Genomic DNA, 21891 nt, shown 5'->3' with positions numbered 1-21891 from the left:
GCGCGTTCGTCCCGGTTTCGTCGGTAGTGGGCTGGGGGTCCGGCAGGGCTAATTCGCTTGTGGGAGCGATGCTGCCTGTCGCCGACGAGAGTGTGATGAGCCGGAAGCTGCGGCACGGAGTCACCCACGACATGAGCGCTGTCACATGGCATCTCGATCGTCCGATCTGGGCGTCCTTTGGGGGCTGACTATTTCGAGGAGGGCTGGATCGGCCCTGGGTTCGTGATCATCGTGGTCGGCGTCTCTGTCCATACAGGGGCCGGGTATTGGTTCGGCAATACTTCTGGGATGTCAGCCTCGTTGGTGCCTTGCTTGGCAGCTGCGCAACTTCGAACTGAATTCACCCGAGTATGGCGAGTACCTGCGGCGGATCGCGGAGGGCTTCCAGCGCAATCAGCGCGACAAAACCGAGGAAGGTTAGCGCCTGCACGTCGTGGCGTAGCTGTGGGCGCGAACGTCCGGAACTGCCGCGACCCGGGCGTCGGTCAGCCGTCCAAACAGGTTGGCTGACAGTGGCTCCCGGTGCGCGGTAGTGCTGCTGACACGACGTCATCATGTTGTTCAGGTTCGGGGAAGTGTCCCCACCTGGCAGAGTGCTGGGTATGACAGTCTCGGCTCCGAAAGCTGATCTGCACCGTTACCTACGCTCTGCCCGCGCCGCGGTGCTGTGGAAGCTCGACGGCTTGTCCGAGTACGACATACGTCGTCCGCTAACCCCCACTGGCACAAACCTTCTCGGCTTGGTCAAGCACCTCGCCACCGTCGAGTTCGGCTACTTCGGTGAAACCTTCGCACGCCCATACCGCGAGCCGTTGGCCGAACACGACTTCGAAGCCGACCCCACGGCCGATATGTGGGCCACACCTGATCAATCGCGCGAGGACATCGTCGCGTTCTACCGGCGGGCATGGGCACACGCCGACGCCACGATCGAGGTTCTCGACCTGACCGCTGAAGGCTCGGTCACGTGGTGGTCCGATGAGCACCGGACCGTTACCCTGCACCAAATCCTGGTCCACGTCACCGCGGAGACTCACCGGCACGCCGGGCACGCCGACATCATCCGAGAACTCATCGACGGCAGCGTCGGGCTGCTCGATGGCAACGACAATATGCCCGCCACCGACCCGGACTGGTGGCAGCACCACAGAGCCGGGCTGGAGCGAACAGCGAAACTGGCCGCAGAACGTCGATGACTGAACCCGTTTCGGGCCTTGAACCCGGCCCCAATCTGCACCTACCGGTCACCGCGGCCGATTTGGGACCAACAACGTCCGAATATCCTCAATTGCCGCTGATCGCCCGGTTCGAGGGGCTCGCGGTGCGGCACAGTGCCCTGACGAAGTGCGGAGATGATCAGGTCGTGGTGAACGGGATCCTAGACCGCACGCCAGGCCCCGCTCGAGGCTTAGCGTCGGTCGGCCAGTCGCACCACACGGTCGGCGGCGGGGTCGAATCCCAGTACCGGGAATCGAGAGTCGAAGGAGTCGAACTCTGAGCACATGAGCACAGGTTTGCCCAGCCGCCGCCCGATCGCGCACAGGACGTCGCACAGAATGTCCACCCCGGCCTGGCCCTGTAACTCGTGGAGGTTGACATCGAAATCGATCTCGCCAAGCCAAGGACGAAAGATCATCTGCACGTTCGGGACTGGCCGGACCCGCAGTATGACGCACTCGGCGTCGACTGGGCGCGACAGCACGTCCACGGCAGCGGGCAACTCTTGCTTGCGATCACCCTCGTAGTACTCCCACGCCCACCCCTGCGTCCGAATCAGATCGAACACCGCCTGCCAATCCTCGACCGATGCCTCCTGCACGTACATATCCGGCTGGGAACCCATCGCGTTGGGGTCGAACAGCTCCTTGACCTCATCCCACTGTAAGTCCGGCATCCCGACATGCTGCCAGCCAGCGCTTCGAAGCGCAGCCCGAATTCGTGGTCGGACGAGGGCATCTCGTTCTCAGCCACCGTGTGACGGGCACTCACCAAGCACCGGCTCGATGCTGCACTTCGAACGTCCTGTATTGCCGCGTAGTGCGCGTCGGTCGACCGTCCAAATCTTTTGGTTGACAGCATTTCTCAACGCACGCTCATGCCGAAGTTGAGTACGTCGCTCGGAGCCATAGGGCTGATCGGGACTCACCGGTTTGGAAGGTACTAATCGTTTTGTTTCCCGGCTGTGCGCCGACAGGCTCCGGCTCGATAAGATTTGTGGGACGATATTCTCATGGGCCTCGCCGATGATATTCGCGCGCAGCGCGGAGCTTAACCTGAAGTCTGACTTGACATTCGGAGGGATTCGGAAGGGTTGGATGTTCGAGGTACCGAGTACCTCGTATGGCGGTCGAGAGGGCAAGTCGTATCTCCGAGTCGTGATTCAACCCGGCGGCCGGTGGCACTTTGCCCATAACTTCCACGCCGTGAACGGAATAGAAAAGAACAAGCCGTATTCCCTATCCCAGGCAAGAGATCTTTTCGATCGAGCGCACTCGCTGGGCTCCCCGCAACACATTACTCGCGACGGGTTGCTCGCGAGTCTCACAGCTTCGATGAAGAATAGTCACTAGGCGCGTGCTGCCTGTACGTTGGACGTCCATCACTCGAAGCACACTGTTCGGATCGGCCATACGGCTTTCTGAAAGATCAACTGACGGAGCGCCGCTCGGGTGCCGAAAGTGCACGATAATGCCGAATTCCGGATGTGTTCTGTCATACCCGCGTGAATGTTCACGCGAGCGGCCATGCCGGTGAGGATGCTTGAACTGAGGCGGTGCGATCTGCTCGGTGATCGGGGTGGGTTTTGAGCAGGTCGATCTTTCACTGCCGCCTGGGAGTTCGTCGAGGAACTGATTGCCTCGGCTAGGCGGGATCCAGCGGGTTCGAGGCGATGCGGGCCGCTGCGCCGCCCGCCACAAAGGCCGCCGCCGCGCAGTCCGGCTTACGCCCCGCCTGGTCCTCGAACAGGGCGAGGAAGGCCGGTCCGAAGCCCAGCCGGGGGTACTCGGCCACCAGCGCGGTGCGGAACGCAGGGTCGAATTCGGCCACCCGCAGGCCGGAGACGTCCGCGCTGGTGCCGACCTGAAGGAGGTGACTCTCGACGTCCTCGGCCGCGCTGACGTCGTCGCGCATGTGCAGGACGATCACCTTCTCGGCACGTGCCCGCCGGGCCGCGGGCCATCCCAGACCCGCGGTCAGCACGCGGGCGACATGACCACCTGCCTCCTCGAACGGAAGAGTGTGGTTGTCGAACGGAACGGTCAGGCCCAGGTCATGCAACAGCGAGCTGACGTAGAGGAGCTCCTCGTCGTATGAGAGTCCGTGCGCGGCGGCATACGCGGCGGCGAAGGCGTAGGAGCGCACAGAGTGGTTGAGCAGGGTCTTGTCCGCGTACTCGGAGGCGATCTCGAAGGCGGCTCGCGCCGATGGCGTGTCAAGTATCCAGCTCATGGACCCTGACCCTAGGCTCGCAACGCCACGTCTCCGAAATCCATCTCCGAAAGACCCTCCCTGCGAGTTCAGCCGGGCCCATCCCCGACGCGCCCCCGACGACGAGCGCCCGCCGGTCGGGAAGCTCCTTACCTCATCCGTACCGTCTACACGGACAGAGCACTGTAGCCGCTTCTTTCACCCGGTCCACACCAGCCGCAGCGGTTCCCGGGGTCCGGTAGTTATCGCAGTCACGTAACAGTGATCAGAGCAGGACGCCGTCGGCGATACCCTCGATCTCTCGGGCCACTGATTCAGGATCCGCACCAACAGTCGTGTGGGCCACGTCGTCGAGGCTCGGATGTGCGCCGACCCGAATCGCCCAGGTGGCATTGCCCAGCAGCTCGATGTCGTTGAGGTCGTTGCCGAAAGCGATGTACCGCGTAATTCCCGCTGCGCGCAACGCTTCCCACTTGGTAGTGGACCCCGGCGCGAAGTCGATGATTCCTTCATCCAGATGATGGTTCACGGTCACGCCGAGCTCGCGACCGGCCGCGGCAAGAGCGTGCATGTCAGAGGCTCCGAGAGCCAGGAACTTGACCACTTCGGGAAGCTCGGCCACCTGAACCTGGCGAGCCAGCACACCCTGGTCGACCCGGCCGCGAATCGGATGGTCATCAGGACCTGTATAGGCGTAATCCCAGGGCCCATCGGCCAGATAACCTGCTTGGAAACGGTTGCTGAGCTCGAGTAGGGCCGCGAAGGTAGACGGATGGAAGCTCGCCCTGGCCCGCACCACACCGTCGGTCGAGATCAAGCTGCCGTTGCCGCCGATGAGCGTCGCGGTCTCGAAACCCGGGCCGAGAACCGGTAGCAGGTCCCGGATCGGACGCGCGGAGGCGAAGACCAGGTGGTATCCGGCCTCGATACATCGAGCTAACGCCGACCGAATCCGGTCGGCGATGGTGCGGCCATCGAAGCAAATCGTGCCATCGATATCGAACACCAGGGTGCTCGTGTCCAGAGTTCTCACCCCGGCAGCGTATTGAGCAAATCATCCGCCCACGAAATCGGTGCTGGGACAACCGGAAGATCGGCAGCACGACGGGGTGTGGCCGATCGTGGATGTGCGGCGATGGTCACTCAGTATCAGGCTGGGCGGGGTGCATGACGGCCTCCCACCACGATTCGAGTTGGCTGGGCTCCGGCCACACCGCTGGCACGTCTTCATCGGAACCGCTGGTGATGGCGGGTGGTGCCGGACGCGGCTTCCCCGGCCGGGGAGCGAGCTGGCCGCTGCTGGGCTTGGGCGGGGTTTCTGTCATGGCGGTGTTGTCCGAATATGGCCACGGTGTGGAGGCAGGTCCCGGTGGGTACTGGGGTGAGTGGGAAGCAAAACTGGGGTCGGACTATGTCGACGACAAAGTGCAGACTCGCATGCGCCGGGACTACGGCCTCGTGGAGCTTTCGTTCGGCGAGGACAAGGGCGAATGGTCCTGCTTCGGCATCAGCGTGCAGACGCACCGTCTGATCTGGGGTGAGGTATCCACTGTGCCAGTGTTGCTCCGAACCGAGTACGGCGAGTTCGCACCTCGGGTGGGGTTCGACGAGTTGGCTGCCCTCATCACCGGCCTGGGCTATCGCATCGAACCGGACAACGACGCGACAACCACTGACATTCACCGATACAGGGTCTCCGAGTCCGGCGCGAGGGTCTTCGTCGTCGCCGACGCTGATCCTTACGGATGTGCCGATGTGGATGCGGAGAATCCTGCCGAGCGCAGAGTTGGCGATGTGTGGTCGATCAACTTGTCCCCTGCGTGGTGGTCGGGCTGACGTCTGAGCGAGGACAGTTCGCACCACTCCAATCGCGGTGTCGAAATGCGGGACCACAAACATCACACTCGATCAGGGACGTTCAATCGTTTTCGTATCGCAGCATCACGAGCGCGTCCTCCGCCCACTCCGAGATACTTTGAGGTGGTGGTAGTTCTACGCCCGCAACGCCGCTCGTCGCGCCGAACTCCTGGGCCAGCGCTGCCATCAGCGCTGAAGCCTGGGACAGTGTCGCGGGGTCGTTGTCCGGGTCGTCCAGGCTCAGGCCGAGGACGAGGTCGTTTTCTTCGGTGAGGGTGATGATGGCCTGGTAGTAATCGTTGGCTTGCAGGTAGAGAAAGAATGCTCTTTCAGCACAGGGATCGCGGCGTAGTTCCGCCAGAACGTCCCGGTCGCCGGGAGCCGGTTCGCCTGCGATATATGTTCGGACGAAGGCATCGAAACGAGGCTCTTGCGGGTTCTCGGTGTCGACGTAGCGGTTGATGAAGCGTGAGAGCACGGCGGCGCGGTCACTGGGGTGGACCCGGACGTAGACGTCAAGACTGGGAGGTATCTCTCAGCACACGCATTCGAACGTCAGCTCACTATGCACCGGAGTCGCGGTCAACATGGCCTCGACGAGTGCCTGTCGCTGCGCCTGGTCACGCACTTCGGCCAGCGCCGCCGCTCGCAGCGGGCCGATCGGATCGAACCTGAAGCCCGTGTCGTGGGCATCCAGATCGGGCTCAAGGGCGAGTAGCGCCGGCTCGTCGGCGAAGGCCATCGTCAGCTCGACTTGCCACAGGTGCTGCCAGTCGGGATCATCGGCTTCGATCCGCTCAGTGGGGTCGACCACAGCGAGTTGTCTGGTCAGCGTCAGGTTGAGACGGTTGTTGTCCCAGGAATACCGACCCCATTGAACGATGAATCCATCGCCGTCTTCGTCGGCCGGCGCAACCCCGCCGATCTCCGTCTGCGAGAACTCGACGAACGCACGCCATGCCGCCTCGACATCGGTTACCGCAGCGGACCCGACGCCATGCTTGCGTAGGAACTGCTCAAACGATTCGGCGGCTGCTCGCCATGCGATCGGCATAGCGAACGGTATCAACGGCAGCTCACATGGAACCGAGGGGACCTACGCCGCCACCTGCGACAGGAACTGCGTTCTCGAGGTCATGTGCGACCTGCTCGATACGTTGCTGGCCGAGCGGGAAACACCGACCGCGTTACTGCACAGCCGCAACACCACCGCATGACCCGCCGCGCGCGCTCGTCCGGTTCCGCATCCGTCCACTCCGCCGTGAACGGCTGCACCGCAGGATCGTGCACCCCCTGCGCGGCCAGGCCGGCCAACACACCGAGGTCTTCCGAACTCGGAAGTCTCAGCTCCAAATACGGTCTCCGCACCCGTAACCCGGCCAGAGGCCAATACTGCACCACGCTCATGCCACCATCGTCGCCACCGGACAACCCTCGGGGCCGGAAGGTTTCGCTGGGCACCGTGTTTTTGAGGCGGGACGCCGAAGCTGGGTTGATGTCGCGATGTACATCCGGTCATGCCGCTTCCCGCGCTGACTGAACCGGCCGGCGCGGGACGGCTGAAGATCAACGGGCCGAACCGATCCGAGGTCCGCTGGCCGTCCCCTTCGGCGGAATGCTGCGCAATGGGCCTGTTCGGGCACAATCCCGAGCCGAACGGCGGCTTCCGGCCAATTCCCTTGCAACAGTGCATGATCAGGCCCATTCCTGAGAGGGTCTACTCGCGCGAGCAACGCACTGACATGCCGCGACCCGTGCTGACCGGAACCGGCCAGCGCGGCGGTCGCCGAAGATCAACGGGCCGAGCCGATCTGAGGCTGACGGACATCCGCAACTAGCCGAATTGAGGATGGGTTCAAGTGGGTGCTCCGAGCTTGGAAGCCACTTGGGGCTCCGTATGTGCGGCTGGGAAATCCGCGCTGATTCTTCTTCAACGCCGCCCTCATCGCGATCGCCATCGACTGGATCAAGAGCTGATCCGTGCGATAGGCGGAGCGGTGCGCCTCAGAGGAGGTTCAGTGCGAGGGCGGTGGTGCCGGTCGCGGCCAGGAGCAGGTCGCCACCGGCGTGCATTCCGATCGAGAGTCGGATGTCCTGCTTGCGCCAGGTGAACCAGGAGCCCGGGAACATGAAGATCGTTCGAGACACGATCATCCACGGGGACCAGAAGTGGTACACCGCGAACAGGATCGAGTTGACCACCGGGGCCCAACCGCCGAGGTGTGCGAGGCGGGGGAGCAGGAAACCGCGGAAATAGAGCTCTTCTATGAGGGGGAGGGAGATTCCGGTCAGCGGCAGGCAGATCACCATGGCGGTGAGCATGACCGAATGCGAGTATCCCTGCAGGTAGGCGGCCGGGCCGCCGCCGGTGTCCGTGTAGGGGAGCCAGGTGAAGAAGGCTTTGAAGAAGTTGTTGACCGGTGCCAGCGCGAATCCCACCACCATCTGCCACACGATGAGCGCGATGACCATCGCCACCAGCCTTGCGCGCGGGACCGGTGTGCCGGTGTAGCGCAGCACGCCGTGCAGCGTGAAACGGCCGTTCTGCTTGCGGCCCAGCAACAGCAGGCCCGACAGGATCGGTATCAGCACCAGGGACAGTGCGATCGCCCAGCCCAGCAGGGTCGGATAGCCGATGGCTGCGGCGAATGGTCCGCCGATCAGCAGGTAGGCGGTGACGATCAGCAGTCCGGGGACAAGGTGCAACATGATGGACAGCGGCAGGGAGTGACGGTCGTCCAGCAGTCGCTCGGCCAGCCTGTTCGGTCGTGTGCCGCCGTCGGCTGCGGGCGTGCTGGCCGCCGTGGTCGAGATCCCTCGATTCGATGAGCTGATCATGGACGCAACGATCGCCCGCTATCCTGATATCGAACTGACACTGTGCTGACACGGCTCTCTCGAATCCCTGCGCGTACCAACGGGATCTACCGGGTGGATGTCGGAGCGGGCAGTGCGTCCGCGCCGGTGGGTGACTTGTCGCGGCGCGGCTGCGACGATCTTCGGTCGTGGCCGGTCGCGTTCTCGCGATCGATCTTGGAAAGACCGGCTGTCGCGGGCAGGCGCTCCGGAATGGCGTGAGCCGAGAGATTCTCCTGAACTCGTCGGCACGGCTGATGGCGGATGTCAAAGCCCGCTATCGGTCGAGCTTGGGCCAATTTCGCGCAGTGTTCGACCTGGACTACGGCGAGATCGCCGCGGCCGTCGGCAATACCTCTGCGGATCGAGTGAAAAGTGCTGGGCGACTTACCTGTTCGGACGTGGCGGGAATGATGAGAGCATGGTGGGCGTGACCGAACAGCTACGCGCCATCGCCGCGGAGAACGAGCGGATCATCGCCGCCGGTGGTTATCGTGCACCGGGCGGGCACGATGTCGAGCTGGCAGCGGGGGTGCGGGCCGCGGTTCAGGGCACCCGGATGTTCGGTCCCGAGCCGGTTTCGGTGAGCGTTCGGAGCGAGGTCACCACGGTCATCACCGTGACCGGTGAGAGTAGTCTCGCCGCGGCGCGCCGAATGCTCGCGGCCGATCCAGAGCCGGTGGCGGTCCTGAATTTCGCGTCCGCCCGCAATCCCGGCGGCCACTATCTCGCGGGCGCGCGCACGCAGGAGGAAGCGCTGTGCCGAGCGTCGGCGCTGTACACCACCTTGCTGGCCGTGCCGCAGTACTACGAGCACCACCGCCGCACACCGGACCCCTTCTACAGTGACCGCGTAATCCTTTCTCCCGCAGTGCCCGTCTTCCGCGACGACGCGGGCAACCTGCTCGACAACCCCTATCCGGTCGGCTTCCTCACCTGCCCGTCGCCCCGGACCAACGTGATCGCGCGGGAGCTGCCGGGCGAGGTGTCGCGAATACCCGCGGTGCTGGCCACCCGCGCCGAGCGCATTCTCGAAACAGCGGTCGGCTACCGGCGTTTGGTGCTGGGCGCCTGGGGCTGCGGCGCGTACGGCAACGACCCGGCCGTGGTGGCCGGTGTCTTCCAGGCACTGCTGGCCGAGCGCGGGCGGTTCAACGGGCACTTCGACGAGGTCACCTTCGCGATACTGGACCGAACCCCCGGCGAGACCACCCTCACCGCCTTCCGAACCGTCTTCGCACCCAAGTAGATCGGGCCGGTCCCCCGCCGGTCGCGGGCATACCGATCCCTTGGGGATGGTTGACTCGAAGGTTGGAGTCGTCGAGTCGGAGGAGTCGAGCGTGGTGCAGCGGGCGCTGGTTGTCGGAGGCGGCGGGGTGGCCGGAATCGCTTGGGCCAATGGGGTGATTATCGGAATGGCCGATGCGGGCGTCGATGTCACCGACGCGGATCTGATTGTGGGGACCTCGGCCGGTGCGAATGTGGCCGCGCAGATCAGTAGCGGCCTACCGCTGGCGGAACTGTTTCGGCGGCAGGTGGATTCGGCGGTGCAGAGTCATGAGTTGAAGCCGCAGGGGACTCCGATCGAGGAGGTCTGGGAACGGGTTGCCGCGATTCACGCCGAGGCGGAGGGGGATCCGATGGCCGCGCGCCGCAAGCTGGGTGCGCTCGCGCTGGAGGTGGAGACGGTGCCGGAGTCCGCGCGGCGGGCGGTGGTCGAGTCCCGGTTGCCGATCCACGACTGGCCGGAGCGGCGACTGCTGGTGACCGCGGTCAATGCACGCACCGGCGAATTGCGGGTGTTCGATCGGGATTCCGGCGTTCCGCTCATCGACGCGGTGACCGCCAGTTCGGCGGTGCCGCTGGTGTGGCCGCCGCACACCATCGACGGTGTGCGCTACACCGATGGCGGTGTGCGCAGCTCCGCCAACGCGGATCTGGCGACCGGCTGCGAGCGGGTGCTGGTGTTGGCTCCGCTGCCGGATGACGCACTGGAGAAGGAGGTCGCGGGCCTGACGGCCGCGGGCGCGCGCGTCGCGGTCATCTCACCCGATGAGACCTCCCTGGAAGCCTTCGGCACCGATCCGCTCGACGCCGCGACCAGGGTGCCGGCGGCGAATGCCGGTCGGGTGCAGGGCAAGTCGGAGGCCGGTCGGGTCGCCGAACTCTGGGACTAGGTGCTCAGGGGTGCCGGGTGCCGTCCGAGGCCCGCATAGCGGCCCAGCAGCGCGTCGAGCGAGTACGGTCCGGGGCCGAGGACGGCGATGAGGAAGAAGGACCAGCAGAACAGCACCGCGGGCTCACCGCCGTTCTTGATGGGCAGAATGCCGTGGTCGAGGTGGACGGTGAGGAAGGCGTACGCCATGGACCCCGAACACAGCAGTGCGGCGACCCGGGTGCCCAGCCCCAGGGCGACCGCGGTCCCGGCCACCAGTTCGATGACCCCGGCCCACCACTGCGGCCAGGCGCCGACGGCCGGGAGCGGGCCGTGCGGCGCCACGGGTTTGCCGAACAGCGTGGAGCAGCCGTGGATGGCGAAGGAGATGCCGACCAGGGCGCGGAAACAGGCGAGGACGACGGCGACCAGAACGGTCTGTTTGGATCCGGTATCGGATGTGGTGGTCAGCAGGTGCATGGCGTGCCTCCGAGGGGTTGCGCTGTCAAGGTGCGCGGCGGCGTCACCTGCTATTACTACGATCCCGCGGGCCGCTTGGTTCTGTGCTTTGATCGGGTCATGACGGATACCGAGATACCCCGCGTCGTCTCCGCCAGCCGGACGATCGACGCTCCCGTGGAGCGCGTTTTCGATTTGATCGCCGATCCGTCCCAGCAGCCGCGCTGGGACGGTAATGACAATCTGGCGCAAGCCGTTGGGGGAGAACGGGTCCGCGGGGTGGGCGCGGTCTTCCTGATGACCCTCACCAATGGCGCGGTGCGCGAGAATCATGTGGTGGAGTTCGTCGAGGGTAAGCGTATTGCCTGGTTGCCCTCGGAACCGGGTAAGGAACCGCCGGGTCATCTGTGGCGCTGGTCGGTCAAAGACCTCGGTGACGGGCGCACCGAGGTCACGCACATCTACGACTGGTCCGAGTTGAGCGATGAGAAGCGTCTGGTGCGGGCGCGAGCCACCACCGCCGACAAGTTGCTGGCGTCGATGAACCGATTGGCAGCACTGGCTGAGCAGCCGTGATTCATTGCGGAAATAGTTGATTCTCCTGAACGTAACATCGGATTCAGCTGTACAGCTGGCGAGCTTCTGCGGAATTAGTACTATCCGTGTAGTTCGTCGGTTGGCCGGAGCGCAGCTTCTTCGTTCCGGCCGATCGGTTCGTTGTGAGGGAGAGTCATGCGTTTCGGCGTGCGGGCGGCCATCGCGGTCGCCACGATGGGAATTTCGTCGATCTTGACCGTCCCGGTCGCCTTCGCGCGGCCCGTGCCGCTCCCGCAGGATCCGTCGCATGCGAAACCGGCCGCCTCGATCACAGTCTCGCCCAATGCGCTCGCCCAGCGCATGCAGGCTGCGGTGCAGTCGGTGGAGCCCCGCGCGGAGACCGGTATCGAGGTGGTCGATACCGAGTCCGGCGCGCTGGTGGCCGCGGTGAACGATGACAAGCGGTTCTACACCGCCTCGGTGGTGAAGCTGCTGATCGCCCTCGACGTACTGGAAGACGGTGCCGGACAACAGGATTCGGCGGCAGTTCAGCAAGTTCAGCATATGCTCTCGGCCAGTGACGATGCCATCGCCAGCCGGTTCTGGGGTGCGGCCGGTGGTGCGCAGATCATCACCCGCATGTCCGAGAAGATCGGGCTCACGGCCACCACGGCCTCCTCGCACAGCGGTCAATGGGGTGAAACCCTCACCACCGCTCGCGATGTCATGGCCATCTACCGGTATCTGCTGGACGAGGCGCCGCTGCTTGCCCGCGACCTGATCCTGGACGCACTGGGTCAGGCCGCCGAGACCGCCGCCGACGGCGTCGACCAGTACTTCGGCATTCCCGATGCCATGCGCGGCTGCGAATGGGCCGTTAAACAGGGCTGGATGTGGGTCGGCTCCGCCCTGAGCCTGAACACCACCGGTCTGGTCGGCCCGGACCTGCGGTACGCGGTCGTGCTGCTGAGTTCGCAACCGACGGTGAGTATTTCCGCCGGGGGCGCGGCCCTGACCGCCGGAATCGGTGTGCTGCGCGAAGCGATGGGCCTGTGACCGCCCGCCCGCTCTCGGACACCGACCGCACCCGGCACCGCCGACTGCGTGCGCAGGGCGGTACCGATCGCGCGGAACTCGATGCCATTCTCGCCGCCGGATTTCTCTGCCACCTGGGCGTACTCGTCGACGGTTCGGTGCTGGTGATCCCCACCGTGTACGGCTCCACCGGCACCGACCTGTACCTGCACGGCTCGGTGGCCAGCCGCAGTCTGATCGCCTCGCCGAATTCGACCGTCTGCGTGACGATTACGCATATCGACGGTCTGGTGTTGGCGCGCTCGGTCTTCGAGCACGGCGTCAACTATCGCAGCGCGATGATTTTCGGCACGCCCCGCCCGGTTGACGATCCGGACGAGAAGCTCGAGGGATTGCGTTGTCTGACAGAGCAATCCGCGCCGGGGCAATGGGAATACGCGCGTCGGCCCAATCGCAGGGAATTGGCCGCGACCGCCCTGCTGGACCTGTCCCTGGACGAGGCGTCGGTCAAGATCCGCACCGGCCCGCCCGATGACGGCGACGGACCCGATGCCGCCCTCGGGCTGTGGGCGGGAGTTCTTCCGCTGCACACCGGCTGGGGTGCGCCACAACCGGATCCCGCCCTCCCGGCCGATATCGCGGCGCCGCCGCATATCGCCACCAGATCCGGCGCGCCCACCGCGTAGGGCGCGTCATTGAGGGGGCACTGGTGCCGGCGGCCTCTCACCACGCCGGTACCAGTGCCCGGCAATTCGTACAACCGCCGCGGCGGCTCCCCGTTGATCTTGTTGGCGCGGAGTAGGGTTGGAGGGGTGACTACCGGTGAGGGGGGACCTCGGGTGTGGCGTGCGGCGAGTCGGGAGGCGGGGGTTTCGGCGCGGCTGCGCGAGGCGATCTTCGCCGCCCATGCGGAGGCCGTGCGCGCGGTGACCGCCGCGACCGAGGCCGGACTGGGTGTGAATCGCGATCTGGTCGAATTGATCGAGTTGCAGCGCCGGATCATTCGCATAGCCGACCAATTCGAGGATGCTCCGCCGGTGGCCGATACCGGCGCGCCCGCGGCGGACACGATTTCGGTGGTGCCCCCCACCGGCTCGGTCACCGTCATCCCGTCGAATCGCTCCTGGCCGCCGCTGTCGGCGCCCGCCGACTCGCACTGCCGGGCGATCGACGAGGTCTCCGATCGGTAGATGCGGTGAACCGCGCGACATCGCCGTGCGTGGATAGGGAATAGGAATTTCCTCGAAGGAGGATGCCATGTCCACCCTTTCCCCGGTCCGCCGCCGGACGTTCGGCGCCGTGTGCGCGGCCGCCGCTACGCTTTTGATCGCCTCCGGATGTTCGAGCTCGAGCACCCCGACCGATTCCGTCGCGGATCAGATCACCATCTCCAACCACATGTTCCAGGCCCCGGCCAGTGTGAAGGCGGGCGCGACGGTCACCGTCCGCAATAACGACACCGATGAGCACACGGTCACCTCCGCCACCGCGGGCACCTTCGATACCGAAGTGCAGGGCGCGCGAACCGCCACCTTCACCGCACCCGGCGCACCCGGCAAGTATGACTTCTACTGCCGCTACCACCCGTCCATGAAGGCGACCTTGGTTGTCTCCTAGCCGATCCCGTTCAGCGCGCGGAGGCCGGATCGCGGTCCAACTGTTTGCGATGACGGGTGAACAGGCGCGGATTGTCCAGGGCGCAGACGGCGACGGGAACGCCGTCGTGTTCGTAGAGCGCGGTGAAGGATTCGCCGTCGAGCGCGCCGTCGACGATGCGTAGTTCGGTGGCGGCGGTGGGGTCACCGGCCAGTTGCAGGAGTGTGCCGTATTGGCGGGACCAGAAGTACGGGGCGGTCCGGGCGGGCGGCGGCGTGCCGGTGATGGTCGCGGCGGCGATGTGCGCCTGGGCGATGGCGGCATGCCAGTGCTCGCCGCGGGTGTGCGTGCCGTTCCTCGGATCGTGAGCGCGGGCGCAGTCGCCGATGGCGTAGATGCCGGGGACGGAGGTGCGTGCGCGGGCGTCGGTGTGGAAGCCGTCGCCATTCTGCAGCAGGGGATTTCGATCGCAGGCCCATTCGGTGTTCGGGGTGGATCCGATGCCGACCACGAGGGTGTCGGCGGGCAGTCGCGCGCCGTCGGTGAGGTGAACGGCCCCGGGGCGAAGGGATTCGATGCGCGCGCCGGTCAGCAGTCGAACTCCATTGCGGGCGTGCAGCATCGCGCAGGCCGCCGCGACGGATTCGCCGAGCACGGCGGCGGCGGGCAACGGGGCGGCGTCGATCAGGGTGACGTCCACACCGAGGGCGTGCGCGGAGGACGCCACCTCCGCGCCGATGAATCCGGCCCCGATGACCACGAGTCGCTCTGTGCTGGAGAGACTTTCGCGCAGGGCGCGCGCGTCGTCCAGGTTTCGCAGGTAGTGCGCGCCGGAAGCGCCGGCCAGTCGCCGCGGGCGCGCGCCCGTCGCCAGCACGACGGTATCGGCGGAGACGGTCCGGCCGTCGTCGAGGTGAATGAGATGCGGTTCGGCGGTCGATGATGCCGGGCTGTCGCCTGCTCGTCCGGTAGCGGCGGTGAGTCCGATCGCCCGCCGCCCCAGCAACCACTCCGCATCCAATCGCGCTGTCTCGGAATGATCTTCCAGCAGCCCGATCGGCTCCCCGGTGTGCAGGAATTCCTTCGACAGCGCGGGCCGCTCATAGGGCAGGTGCGGTTCCTCGCCGATCAGCGTGATGGTTCCCCGAAACCCGCGCGTCCGCAGGGCTCGCACCGCCGAGAGTCCGGCCAGCGATGCGCCGACCACGGCGACCGATCCGGTCATGATTCCGTACTCGGGGTGAGCACGATATCGTCACCGCGCACCTCGACCCTGTGCGTGCGCACAGCGCGTTTGGCGGGCGGTCCGGAGGCGGCTCCGGTGCGCAGATCGAAACAGGATTCGTGCAGCGGGCATTCGACCGTGCAGTCCTGCACCCAGCCGTCGGCCAGTGACGCGTCCTGATGGGTGCAGGTGTCGTCGATGGCGAACAGTCCCTCCTCGGTATGGAATACCGAAATAGGCGACAACCCAGGGGGATTCACGGTAATCACCTCGCCCACGGGTAGTTCGGCGAGCTTGCCGACCAGCAGGGTGAGTGACGGGATCGATGCGGCCATGGGCCCCTCCCTGGCATGAGGTGTGTTGCGAATAGCGATGTATGTCTCGCTATGTGCAACAGTGTGGCCGCTCCCGCCGGACCCGTCAACAGCAGCCGAAACGCCCGGGAAACAAAGGGAATACGAATTTCGCCATTCCGGTTGACAGGCTCTCCCGGCGGGCGGAGCATGGTTGCGTATTACGGCACATGGTGCGCAATACGCAACACTTGGAGGCGCGGTGAGACAACCGCGAGTCGTCATCATCGGTGCGGGAATCGTGGGCACGGCACTGGCGGACGAAATCACCCGGCTCGGCTGGACCGATGTCACCGTCACCGACCGCGGACCGCTCTTCCGTACCGGCGGATCCACTTCGCACGCACCGGGATTGGTATTCCAGACCAACGGCTCCAAAACCATGGCGGAGCTGGCCCGGTACACGGTCGAGAAATTCACCGAATTGGAGGCTTTCGACGCCGTCGGCGGCCTGGAGGTCGCCACCACGCCGCAGCGCTGGACCGATCTGCATCGCAGATACGGCTGGGCGAAATCCTGGGGTATCGAGGGCAGACTGCTCGATCCCCGGGAGTGCGCCGAACTTCATCCGCTACTCGACCCGGAGCGGATTCTCGGCGGATACCACACGCCCACAGACGGTTTGGCGCTCGCGCTGACCGCCGCGGAGGCGCAAGCCCACCGCGCCGTCGCCCGCGGCGCGCGATTCCTGGCGTATTGCGAGGTGGTCGAGGTGCTCGCCGATGACGGCCGCGTCACCGGCGTGCGCACCGCCGACGGCCAGGAACTGCCCGCCGACGTGGTGGTCTGCGCGGCCGGGTTCTGGGGCGCGGAGTTGGGTCGCGCCGTCGGCCTGACGGTTCCGCTGGTACCCATGGCACACCAGTTCGCCAAGACCGGCCCGGTCCCCGCCCTCGACGGCGGTGCACGCCTGCCCATGCTGCGCCATCAGGATTCGGACCTGTACTACCGCACCTACGGCGACCGCATCGGCATCGGCTACTACGGGCACGATCCGCGTCCGGTTGATATGCGAAACCTGCTGCGCGACACCGCCACCGAGACCATGCCGTCCATGCTCCCGTTCACCCCGGCCGACTTCGAACCGGCCTGGCGGGAGAGCCGGCGACTGCTGCCCGCGCTCGCCGAGACCGAAGTCGCCGAGGGCTTCGACGGCATCTTCTCCTTCACCCCCGACGGCTTCCCGATCCTGGGCGAACATCACGGACTGTCCGGGTTCTGGGTGGCGGAGGCGGTGTGGGTGACGCATTCCGCCGGGGTCGCCAAGGCGGTCGCGGAGTGGATTGTCACCGGCACACCGCAGATCGATCTGCACGAATGCGATCTGCACCGTTTCGAGCAGGCGGCGCTCAGCCCGGATTTCATCCGGCGCACGAGTATGCAGGCGTTCGTCGAGGTGTACGACATTATTCATCCGCATCAATATCGCAGTGCGCCAAGGGAATTACGCACGAGCCCGTTCTTCACGCGGCATCGGGAGTTGGGTGCCTTCTGCTTCGAAGGCGGTCTGTGGGAACGACCCGCCTGGTTCGAAGCCAATGCGCCGCTGGTGGATGAGCTGGCGGCGCAAGGCGTGGATTTCCCGGAGCGCGATGAATGGTCCGGCAGCTTCTATTCGCCGATCTCCATTGCCGAAGCGCGCTGGACGCGAACGCATGTCGCCATGTACGATATGACCCCGCTGACCCGGTACGAGGTGAGCGGCGCGGGCGCTACCGCATTCCTGCAGGAACTCACCACCAATGACGTCGGCAAGAAACCCGGCGCGGTCACCTATACCCTGCTGCTCGACGACAACGGCGGCATCCGCAGCGATCTCACCGTGGCCAGACTGGACCATCAACTGTTCCAGGTCGGCGCCAACGGCCCGCTGGATCTCGACTGGTTCACCCGGCACCTGCCCGGTGACGGCAGCGTCACCCTGCGCGATATCACCGGCGGCACCTGCTGTCTCGGCGTCTGGGGCCCGAAGGCGCGCGATATGGTGCAGCCGCTGTGCCCGGATGATCTCTCGGACAAGGGTTTCGGATACTTCCGGGTGCTGCGCACCTATCTGGGCAGTATCCCGGTCACCATGATGCGGGTCTCCTACGTCGGCGAACTCGGTTGGGAGATCTACACGAGCGCCGAACACGGTGCGGCCCTGTGGGATCTGCTGTGGACGGCAGGCGCCGAGCACCGCGTGATTCCCGCCGGGCGCATCGCCTTCAACAGCCTGCGGCTGGAGAAGGGCTACCGCTCCTGGGGTGCGGATATGACCACCGAACACACCCCCGAGGCGGCGGGGGTGGGCTTCGCGGTCCGCGCATCCAAGCCGTCCTTCATCGGCAAGGCCGCACTGGAATCGGCTGTCCCGCCGAAGCACACGCTGCGCTCGGTCGTCCTGGACGATCCGCACGCGGTGGTGCTGGGTAAGGAGCCCGTCACCGTGAACGGCGTCGTCGCGGGCTACCTCACCAGCGCGGGCTACTCCGCCACCCTCGGCCGCTGTATCGCCTACGCCTGGCTACCGAGCGAGTTGCGTCCCGGCGATGCGGTGCATATCGACTATCTGGCACGGACATTCACCGCGCGGGTGCACGCCGAGCCGCTGGTCGATCCCGAGATGTCGCTGATCCGGAGGTAAAACATGTCCGACACCTACGATGTCATCGTCATCGGCCTGGGCGGAATGGGCAGCGCCGCCGCCTATCACCTGGCGGCGCGCGGTCACCGGGTCCTGGGCCTGGAGAGGTTCACGCCCGCGCACGACCGGGGGTCCAGTCACGGCGGCTCCCGCATCATCCGGCAGTCCTACTTCGAGGATCCGGCCTATGTGCCTCTGCTGTTGCGCGCCTACGAACTATGGGAGCAGCTGGCCCGGGACTCCGGTGACGAGGTGTACCGCCTCACCGGCGGTTTGTACGTCGGCCCCGCGGAGAGTCTGACGGTCGCGGGCAGTATCCGCGCCTCGCGGGAATGGGGACTGCCGCACCGGATTATGGACTCGGCCGAAATCCGCGGCGCTTTCCCGAATTTCGCGCCGGACCCGCACTTCATCGGCCTGTACGAACAGCAGGCGGGCTTCGCCAGACCCGAACTGACCGTCGGCGCGCACCTCGAGCTCGCCGCCCGCGCCGGTGCCGATCTACGCTTCGGCGAACAGGTCGAGCAGTGGAAGCAGAGCGGTGGCGGTGTCACCGTCACCACCGCCGCGGGCAGCTACACCGCGGGCCAATTGGTGATCTGTCCCGGCGCCTGGGCGCCGAAACTGCTGGCGGACTTGGGAATCGGTATCGAGATCGAACGCCAGGTCATGTACTGGCTCGATCCGGTCGTCGGCACCGCCAAGTTCGAGAATGATCCGATCTATATCGCCGAAAATGACGAGGGCGCACAGATTTACGGCTTCCCCGCCGTCGACGGTCCCGACGGCGGGGTGAAAACGGCCTTCTTCCGCAAAGGCCTCCTGTGCACGCCCGAGACCATCGACCGCGAGGTGCACGCGGACGAGATCACCGAAATGCGCACCCGCGTCACCGAATTGCTCCCCGCCCTGGCCGGTCGCCTGCTGCACGCGGCCACCTGCATGTACTCCAACACCGCCGATCAGCACTTCGTCATCGCCCGCCATCCCGCGCATACCGCCGTCACGGTGGCCTGCGGATTCTCCGGCCACGGCTTCAAATTCGTGCCGGTGGTGGGCGAGATCCTCGCAGATCTCGCCATGACCGGCGGCACCCGCCACCCCATCGACCTGTTCGCCCCGCAAAGGCTGGTATCCCTGTGACCTCGGATCTGATCCCCACCCTCGGCGGTGAGTACTACTGCGACCCGGCCATTTTCACCGCGGAACAGGAGCACATCTTCGAACGGATGTGGTTCTGCGCGGTGCGCTCCTCGGAACTGGCCGAGGCCGGGGTCTTCCGGCGCGTCCAGGTCGGCCGGGAGAGCGTGCTGGTGGTGCGCGGTCACGATGGTGAACTGCGCGCCTTCCTCAATATCTGCCGCCACCGCGGTGCGATGATCTGCACCGAGGAACAGGGGCAGGTGCGCCGCACTCTGCGCTGCCCCTACCACGCCTGGACCTACGGGCTCGACGGCAAACTCGTCGCCGCACCGAATCTCGGTTCACTCCAGGATGATTCGGGTGCGCCCATCGATCGGGTGGCCTACGGGCTCATTCCGGTCGCGTTGCGGGAGTGGCTCGGCTACGCCTGGGTGTGCCTGGCCGATGATCCGCCCTCCTTCGAGACCGAGGTGATGGGCGCGGCCACCGCCCGCCTGGGCGATCCGGCCGCCATCGACCATTACGCCATGGCCGATCTCACCGTCGGCAAACGCGTGGTCTACGACGTGGCGGCCAATTGGAAGCTCATTGTCGAGAACTTCATGGAGTGCTATCACTGCGCCACCATCCATCCCGAACTCGTCGAGGTGCTGCCCGAGTTCGCGGGCGGATTCGCGGCCCAGTACTACGTCGGTCACGGGGCCGAATTCGGCGAGCGCATAGCCGGATTCACCGTCGACGGCCGCCCCGGCTTCGAACCGCTGCCCGGTCTGGCCCCCGAACAGGATCGCAAGTACTACGCCATCACCATTCGCCCGACGGTATTCGTGAACCTGGTGCCCGATCACGTCATCTTCCACCGCATGTACCCGATGGCGCACGATCGGACCATTGTCGAATGCGATTGGCTGTACGCACCCGATGTCGTCGAATCCGGGGGTGTGCTCGACCATTCCGTGGAACTGTTCCACAGGGTGAACGAACAGGACTTCGCCGCATGCGAGCGCACCCAGCCCGCCATGTCCTCGCGCGCCTATCGCAAGGGCGGTGTGCTGGTACCGGCCGAACACCATATCGCCGAATTCCATGAGTGGGCCCGCAAGATGATCGGCGAATCATGTTAGACGACGAGCTGTGTAGTCCGCCGAATCTGTATATCGACGGCAAATGGGTACATGCCGCGGGCGGCGGTACCCGCGAGATCGTGAATCCCGCTGACGGTTCCGTGCTCGCCACCATAGACGAGGCCGATCGGGCCGACGCGGTGGGTGCGGTCGCCGCCGCCAGAGCGGCCTTCGACACCGGCGGCTGGCCGCGGACGCCGGTGGCCGAGCGGATCGGCTATTTGCTGCGCATCGCCGAACTGCTCGATGCCGAACGCGATGCGATGGCGCGGATAGAGACCCTCGATACCGGAAAGACCCTGCGCGAGAGCCATATCGACATCGACGATGTGATCGCGGTCTTCCGGTACTACGCGAATCTGGCGAGCACACAGGCGGATCGGCTCGTCGATACCGGCGATCCCGCCGTCATCAGCCGGGTGGTGCGCGAACCGGTGGGCGTCTGCGCGCTCATCGCGCCGTGGAACTATCCGCTGCTCCAGATGTCCTGGAAGATAGCGCCCGCGCTGGCCGCGGGCTGCACCATGGTGGCCAAGCCGAGCGAGGTCACCCCGCTGAGCACCATCGCGCTGGTCAAGCTCATCGACCGGGCCGGGGTGCCGCCGGGGGTGGTGAATCTGATCCAGAGCAGCGGTGCCACAGTGGGTTCCGCGCTCACCGATACCCCGGATGTCGACCTCATCTCCTTCACCGGTGGTGCGCAGACCGGCGCGACCATCGCCCGCACCGCCGCGCCGCACATCACCAGGGTCGCCCTCGAATTGGGTGGTAAGAACCCGCACATCATCTTCCCGGACGCCGATTTCGACAGCGCCGTCGACGCCGTGCTCACCGGGGCCTTCCTGCACTCCGGTCAAGTGTGTTCGGCCGGAACACGGTTGATCGTGCACGACACCATCGCCGATCGATTCGTCGCTGAACTGGCCCGCCGCGCGCAGCGCATCCGCTTCGGTCCGGGCCTGGATCCGGCCAGCGAAACCGGCCCGCTCGTCTCCGAACAGCACCGCGACAAGGTGGAAGCCTATGTCGCCCTGGGAATTTCGGAGGGCGCGAGGCTTGTCACCGGCGGCGAACGCCCCGCCGATCCGGTATTGCGCGCCGGAAGCTTCTATCCGCCAACCATTTTCGATGACTGTCGTCGCTGGATGCGCCTGGTGCAGGAGGAGACCTTCGGCCCCATCCTCACCGTCGAGCGGTTCGGCACCGAGGCGCAGGCCCTGGCCCTGGGCAATGACACCGCCTACGGCCTGGCCGCCGGAGTCCGCACCGCCGATGCCGCGCTGGGGGAGCGTATGGTGCGCGCACTCCGGCACGGGACGGTGTGGCTCAACGACTTCGGTTACTACACGCCCGCGGCCGAATGGGGTGGTTTCGGCCGCTCCGGCACCGGCCGCGAACTCGGCCCCAGCGGTCTGGCCGAGTACCAGGAGACCAAACATATCTGGCACAACACCGCACCAACGGTGGGCGGCTGGTTCGCTGACAACGACAACTGA

The 21891-nt window shown here is 65.7% G+C and carries 22 protein-coding genes; 13 read left to right on the top strand and 9 right to left on the bottom strand.

The window, feature by feature from the left end:
* Positions 1 to 602 precede the first annotated feature (602 nt).
* Positions 603 to 1196, top strand: coding sequence for a DinB family protein (locus NA10_RS12500; protein ID WP_067567579.1), 594 nt, complete (start codon positions 603 to 605; stop codon positions 1194 to 1196).
* A gap of 212 nt (positions 1197 to 1408) precedes the next feature.
* Here the strand turns inward: NA10_RS12500 and NA10_RS12495 are convergent, their stop codons facing one another.
* From NA10_RS12495 to NA10_RS12485, 3 genes are all read right to left on the bottom strand, one after another.
* A complete protein-coding gene (locus NA10_RS12495) occupies positions 1409 to 1894 on the bottom strand; it encodes a hypothetical protein (RefSeq protein ID WP_067567471.1) in 486 nt (161 codons plus the stop codon).
* Positions 1895 to 2862: 968 nt separating this feature from the next.
* On the bottom strand, positions 2863 to 3450 hold the full coding sequence (locus tag NA10_RS12490) for an HD domain-containing protein (RefSeq protein ID WP_067567468.1): 588 nt from the start codon (positions 3448 to 3450) through the stop codon (positions 2863 to 2865).
* A gap of 244 nt (positions 3451 to 3694) precedes the next feature.
* Complete coding sequence (locus NA10_RS12485; RefSeq protein WP_218021503.1) at positions 3695 to 4435, bottom strand: HAD hydrolase family protein; 741 nt, start codon at positions 4433 to 4435, stop codon at positions 3695 to 3697.
* A gap of 161 nt (positions 4436 to 4596) precedes the next feature.
* On the opposite strand from NA10_RS12485, the gene NA10_RS12480 reads away from it, so the two are divergent.
* A complete protein-coding gene (locus NA10_RS12480) occupies positions 4597 to 5265 on the top strand; it encodes a hypothetical protein (RefSeq protein WP_157556435.1) in 669 nt (222 codons plus the stop codon).
* A gap of 82 nt (positions 5266 to 5347) precedes the next feature.
* Here the strand turns inward: NA10_RS12480 and NA10_RS12475 are convergent, their stop codons facing one another.
* The 3 genes from NA10_RS12475 to NA10_RS12465 form a co-directional block, all read right to left on the bottom strand.
* Positions 5348 to 5764 (bottom strand): hypothetical protein, encoded by a 417-nt coding sequence (locus NA10_RS12475; protein ID WP_067567465.1) that lies wholly within the window; start codon positions 5762 to 5764, stop codon positions 5348 to 5350.
* Positions 5765 to 5821: 57 nt separating this feature from the next.
* Complete coding sequence (locus tag NA10_RS12470) at positions 5822 to 6340, bottom strand: hypothetical protein (protein WP_067567462.1); 519 nt, start codon at positions 6338 to 6340, stop codon at positions 5822 to 5824.
* A gap of 950 nt (positions 6341 to 7290) precedes the next feature.
* Positions 7291 to 8124 (bottom strand): CPBP family intramembrane glutamic endopeptidase, encoded by an 834-nt coding sequence (locus NA10_RS12465; RefSeq protein ID WP_084514560.1) that lies wholly within the window; start codon positions 8122 to 8124, stop codon positions 7291 to 7293.
* 448 nt (positions 8125 to 8572) lie between these two features.
* Here NA10_RS12465 and NA10_RS12455 point away from each other — a divergent pair, with 448 nt between their 5' ends.
* Entirely contained in the window at positions 8573 to 9391 is an 819-nt protein-coding gene (locus tag NA10_RS12455; protein ID WP_067567566.1) for a TIGR02452 family protein, read from the top strand.
* Between the two features lie 46 nt (positions 9392 to 9437).
* Entirely contained in the window at positions 9438 to 10319 is an 882-nt protein-coding gene (locus NA10_RS12450) for a patatin-like phospholipase family protein (RefSeq protein WP_067567456.1), read from the top strand.
* On the opposite strand, the gene NA10_RS12445 is transcribed toward NA10_RS12450, so the two are convergent.
* A complete protein-coding gene (locus tag NA10_RS12445) occupies positions 10316 to 10777 on the bottom strand; it encodes a DoxX family protein (RefSeq protein WP_067567453.1) in 462 nt (153 codons plus the stop codon). The two genes, NA10_RS12450 and NA10_RS12445, sit on opposite strands and share 4 nt — an antisense overlap.
* Before the next feature lie 99 nt (positions 10778 to 10876).
* On the opposite strand from NA10_RS12445, the gene NA10_RS12440 reads away from it, so the two are divergent.
* From NA10_RS12440 to NA10_RS12420, 5 genes are all read left to right on the top strand, one after another.
* A complete protein-coding gene (locus NA10_RS12440) occupies positions 10877 to 11332 on the top strand; it encodes an SRPBCC family protein (protein WP_067567563.1) in 456 nt (151 codons plus the stop codon).
* A 156-nt stretch (positions 11333 to 11488) separates the two neighbouring features.
* Entirely contained in the window at positions 11489 to 12349 is an 861-nt protein-coding gene (locus NA10_RS12435; protein WP_084514559.1) for a serine hydrolase, read from the top strand.
* Entirely contained in the window at positions 12346 to 13014 is a 669-nt protein-coding gene (locus tag NA10_RS12430) for a pyridoxamine 5'-phosphate oxidase family protein (protein WP_067567450.1), read from the top strand. The genes NA10_RS12435 and NA10_RS12430 overlap by 4 nt, the downstream gene beginning before the upstream one ends.
* Positions 13015 to 13140: 126 nt before the next feature.
* Positions 13141 to 13518 (top strand): hypothetical protein, encoded by a 378-nt coding sequence (locus NA10_RS12425; RefSeq protein ID WP_157556433.1) that lies wholly within the window; start codon positions 13141 to 13143, stop codon positions 13516 to 13518.
* A gap of 67 nt (positions 13519 to 13585) precedes the next feature.
* The gene (locus NA10_RS12420; RefSeq protein ID WP_067567444.1) at positions 13586 to 13945 is read left to right on the top strand and encodes a cupredoxin domain-containing protein; all 360 of its coding nucleotides are present in this window, start codon (positions 13586 to 13588) and stop codon (positions 13943 to 13945) included.
* Between the two features lie 10 nt (positions 13946 to 13955).
* On the opposite strand, the gene NA10_RS12415 is transcribed toward NA10_RS12420, so the two are convergent.
* Together NA10_RS12415 and NA10_RS12410 are read right to left on the bottom strand one after the other, a co-directional pair.
* Positions 13956 to 15149 (bottom strand): NAD(P)/FAD-dependent oxidoreductase, encoded by a 1194-nt coding sequence (locus tag NA10_RS12415; protein ID WP_067567441.1) that lies wholly within the window; start codon positions 15147 to 15149, stop codon positions 13956 to 13958.
* Complete coding sequence (locus NA10_RS12410) at positions 15146 to 15484, bottom strand: bifunctional 3-phenylpropionate/cinnamic acid dioxygenase ferredoxin subunit (protein WP_067567439.1); 339 nt, start codon at positions 15482 to 15484, stop codon at positions 15146 to 15148. Before NA10_RS12410 ends, NA10_RS12415 begins: the two co-directional genes overlap by 4 nt.
* A gap of 220 nt (positions 15485 to 15704) precedes the next feature.
* Here NA10_RS12410 and NA10_RS12405 point away from each other — a divergent pair, with 220 nt between their 5' ends.
* From NA10_RS12405 to NA10_RS12390, 4 genes are read left to right on the top strand one after another with little or no spacing between them, the layout of a single operon-like run.
* A complete protein-coding gene (locus tag NA10_RS12405; RefSeq protein WP_067567436.1) occupies positions 15705 to 18128 on the top strand; it encodes a GcvT family protein in 2424 nt (807 codons plus the stop codon).
* Between the two features lie 3 nt (positions 18129 to 18131).
* Positions 18132 to 19271, top strand: a complete 1140-nt coding sequence (gene solA / locus NA10_RS12400) for an N-methyl-L-tryptophan oxidase (RefSeq protein WP_067567433.1) — start codon at positions 18132 to 18134, stop codon at positions 19269 to 19271.
* Positions 19262 to 20395, top strand: coding sequence for an aromatic ring-hydroxylating oxygenase subunit alpha (locus NA10_RS12395; protein WP_067567556.1), 1134 nt, complete (start codon positions 19262 to 19264; stop codon positions 20393 to 20395). The genes solA and NA10_RS12395 overlap by 10 nt, the downstream gene beginning before the upstream one ends.
* Positions 20389 to 21891 (top strand): aldehyde dehydrogenase family protein, encoded by a 1503-nt coding sequence (locus NA10_RS12390; protein WP_067567430.1) that lies wholly within the window; start codon positions 20389 to 20391, stop codon positions 21889 to 21891. The genes NA10_RS12395 and NA10_RS12390 overlap by 7 nt, the downstream gene beginning before the upstream one ends.

The organism is Nocardia acidivorans NBRC 108247 (assembly GCF_001625085.1).
Classification (GTDB): domain Bacteria; phylum Actinomycetota; class Actinomycetes; order Mycobacteriales; family Mycobacteriaceae; genus Nocardia; species Nocardia acidivorans.
This window is presented reverse-complemented; position numbering and strand designations above follow the sequence as displayed.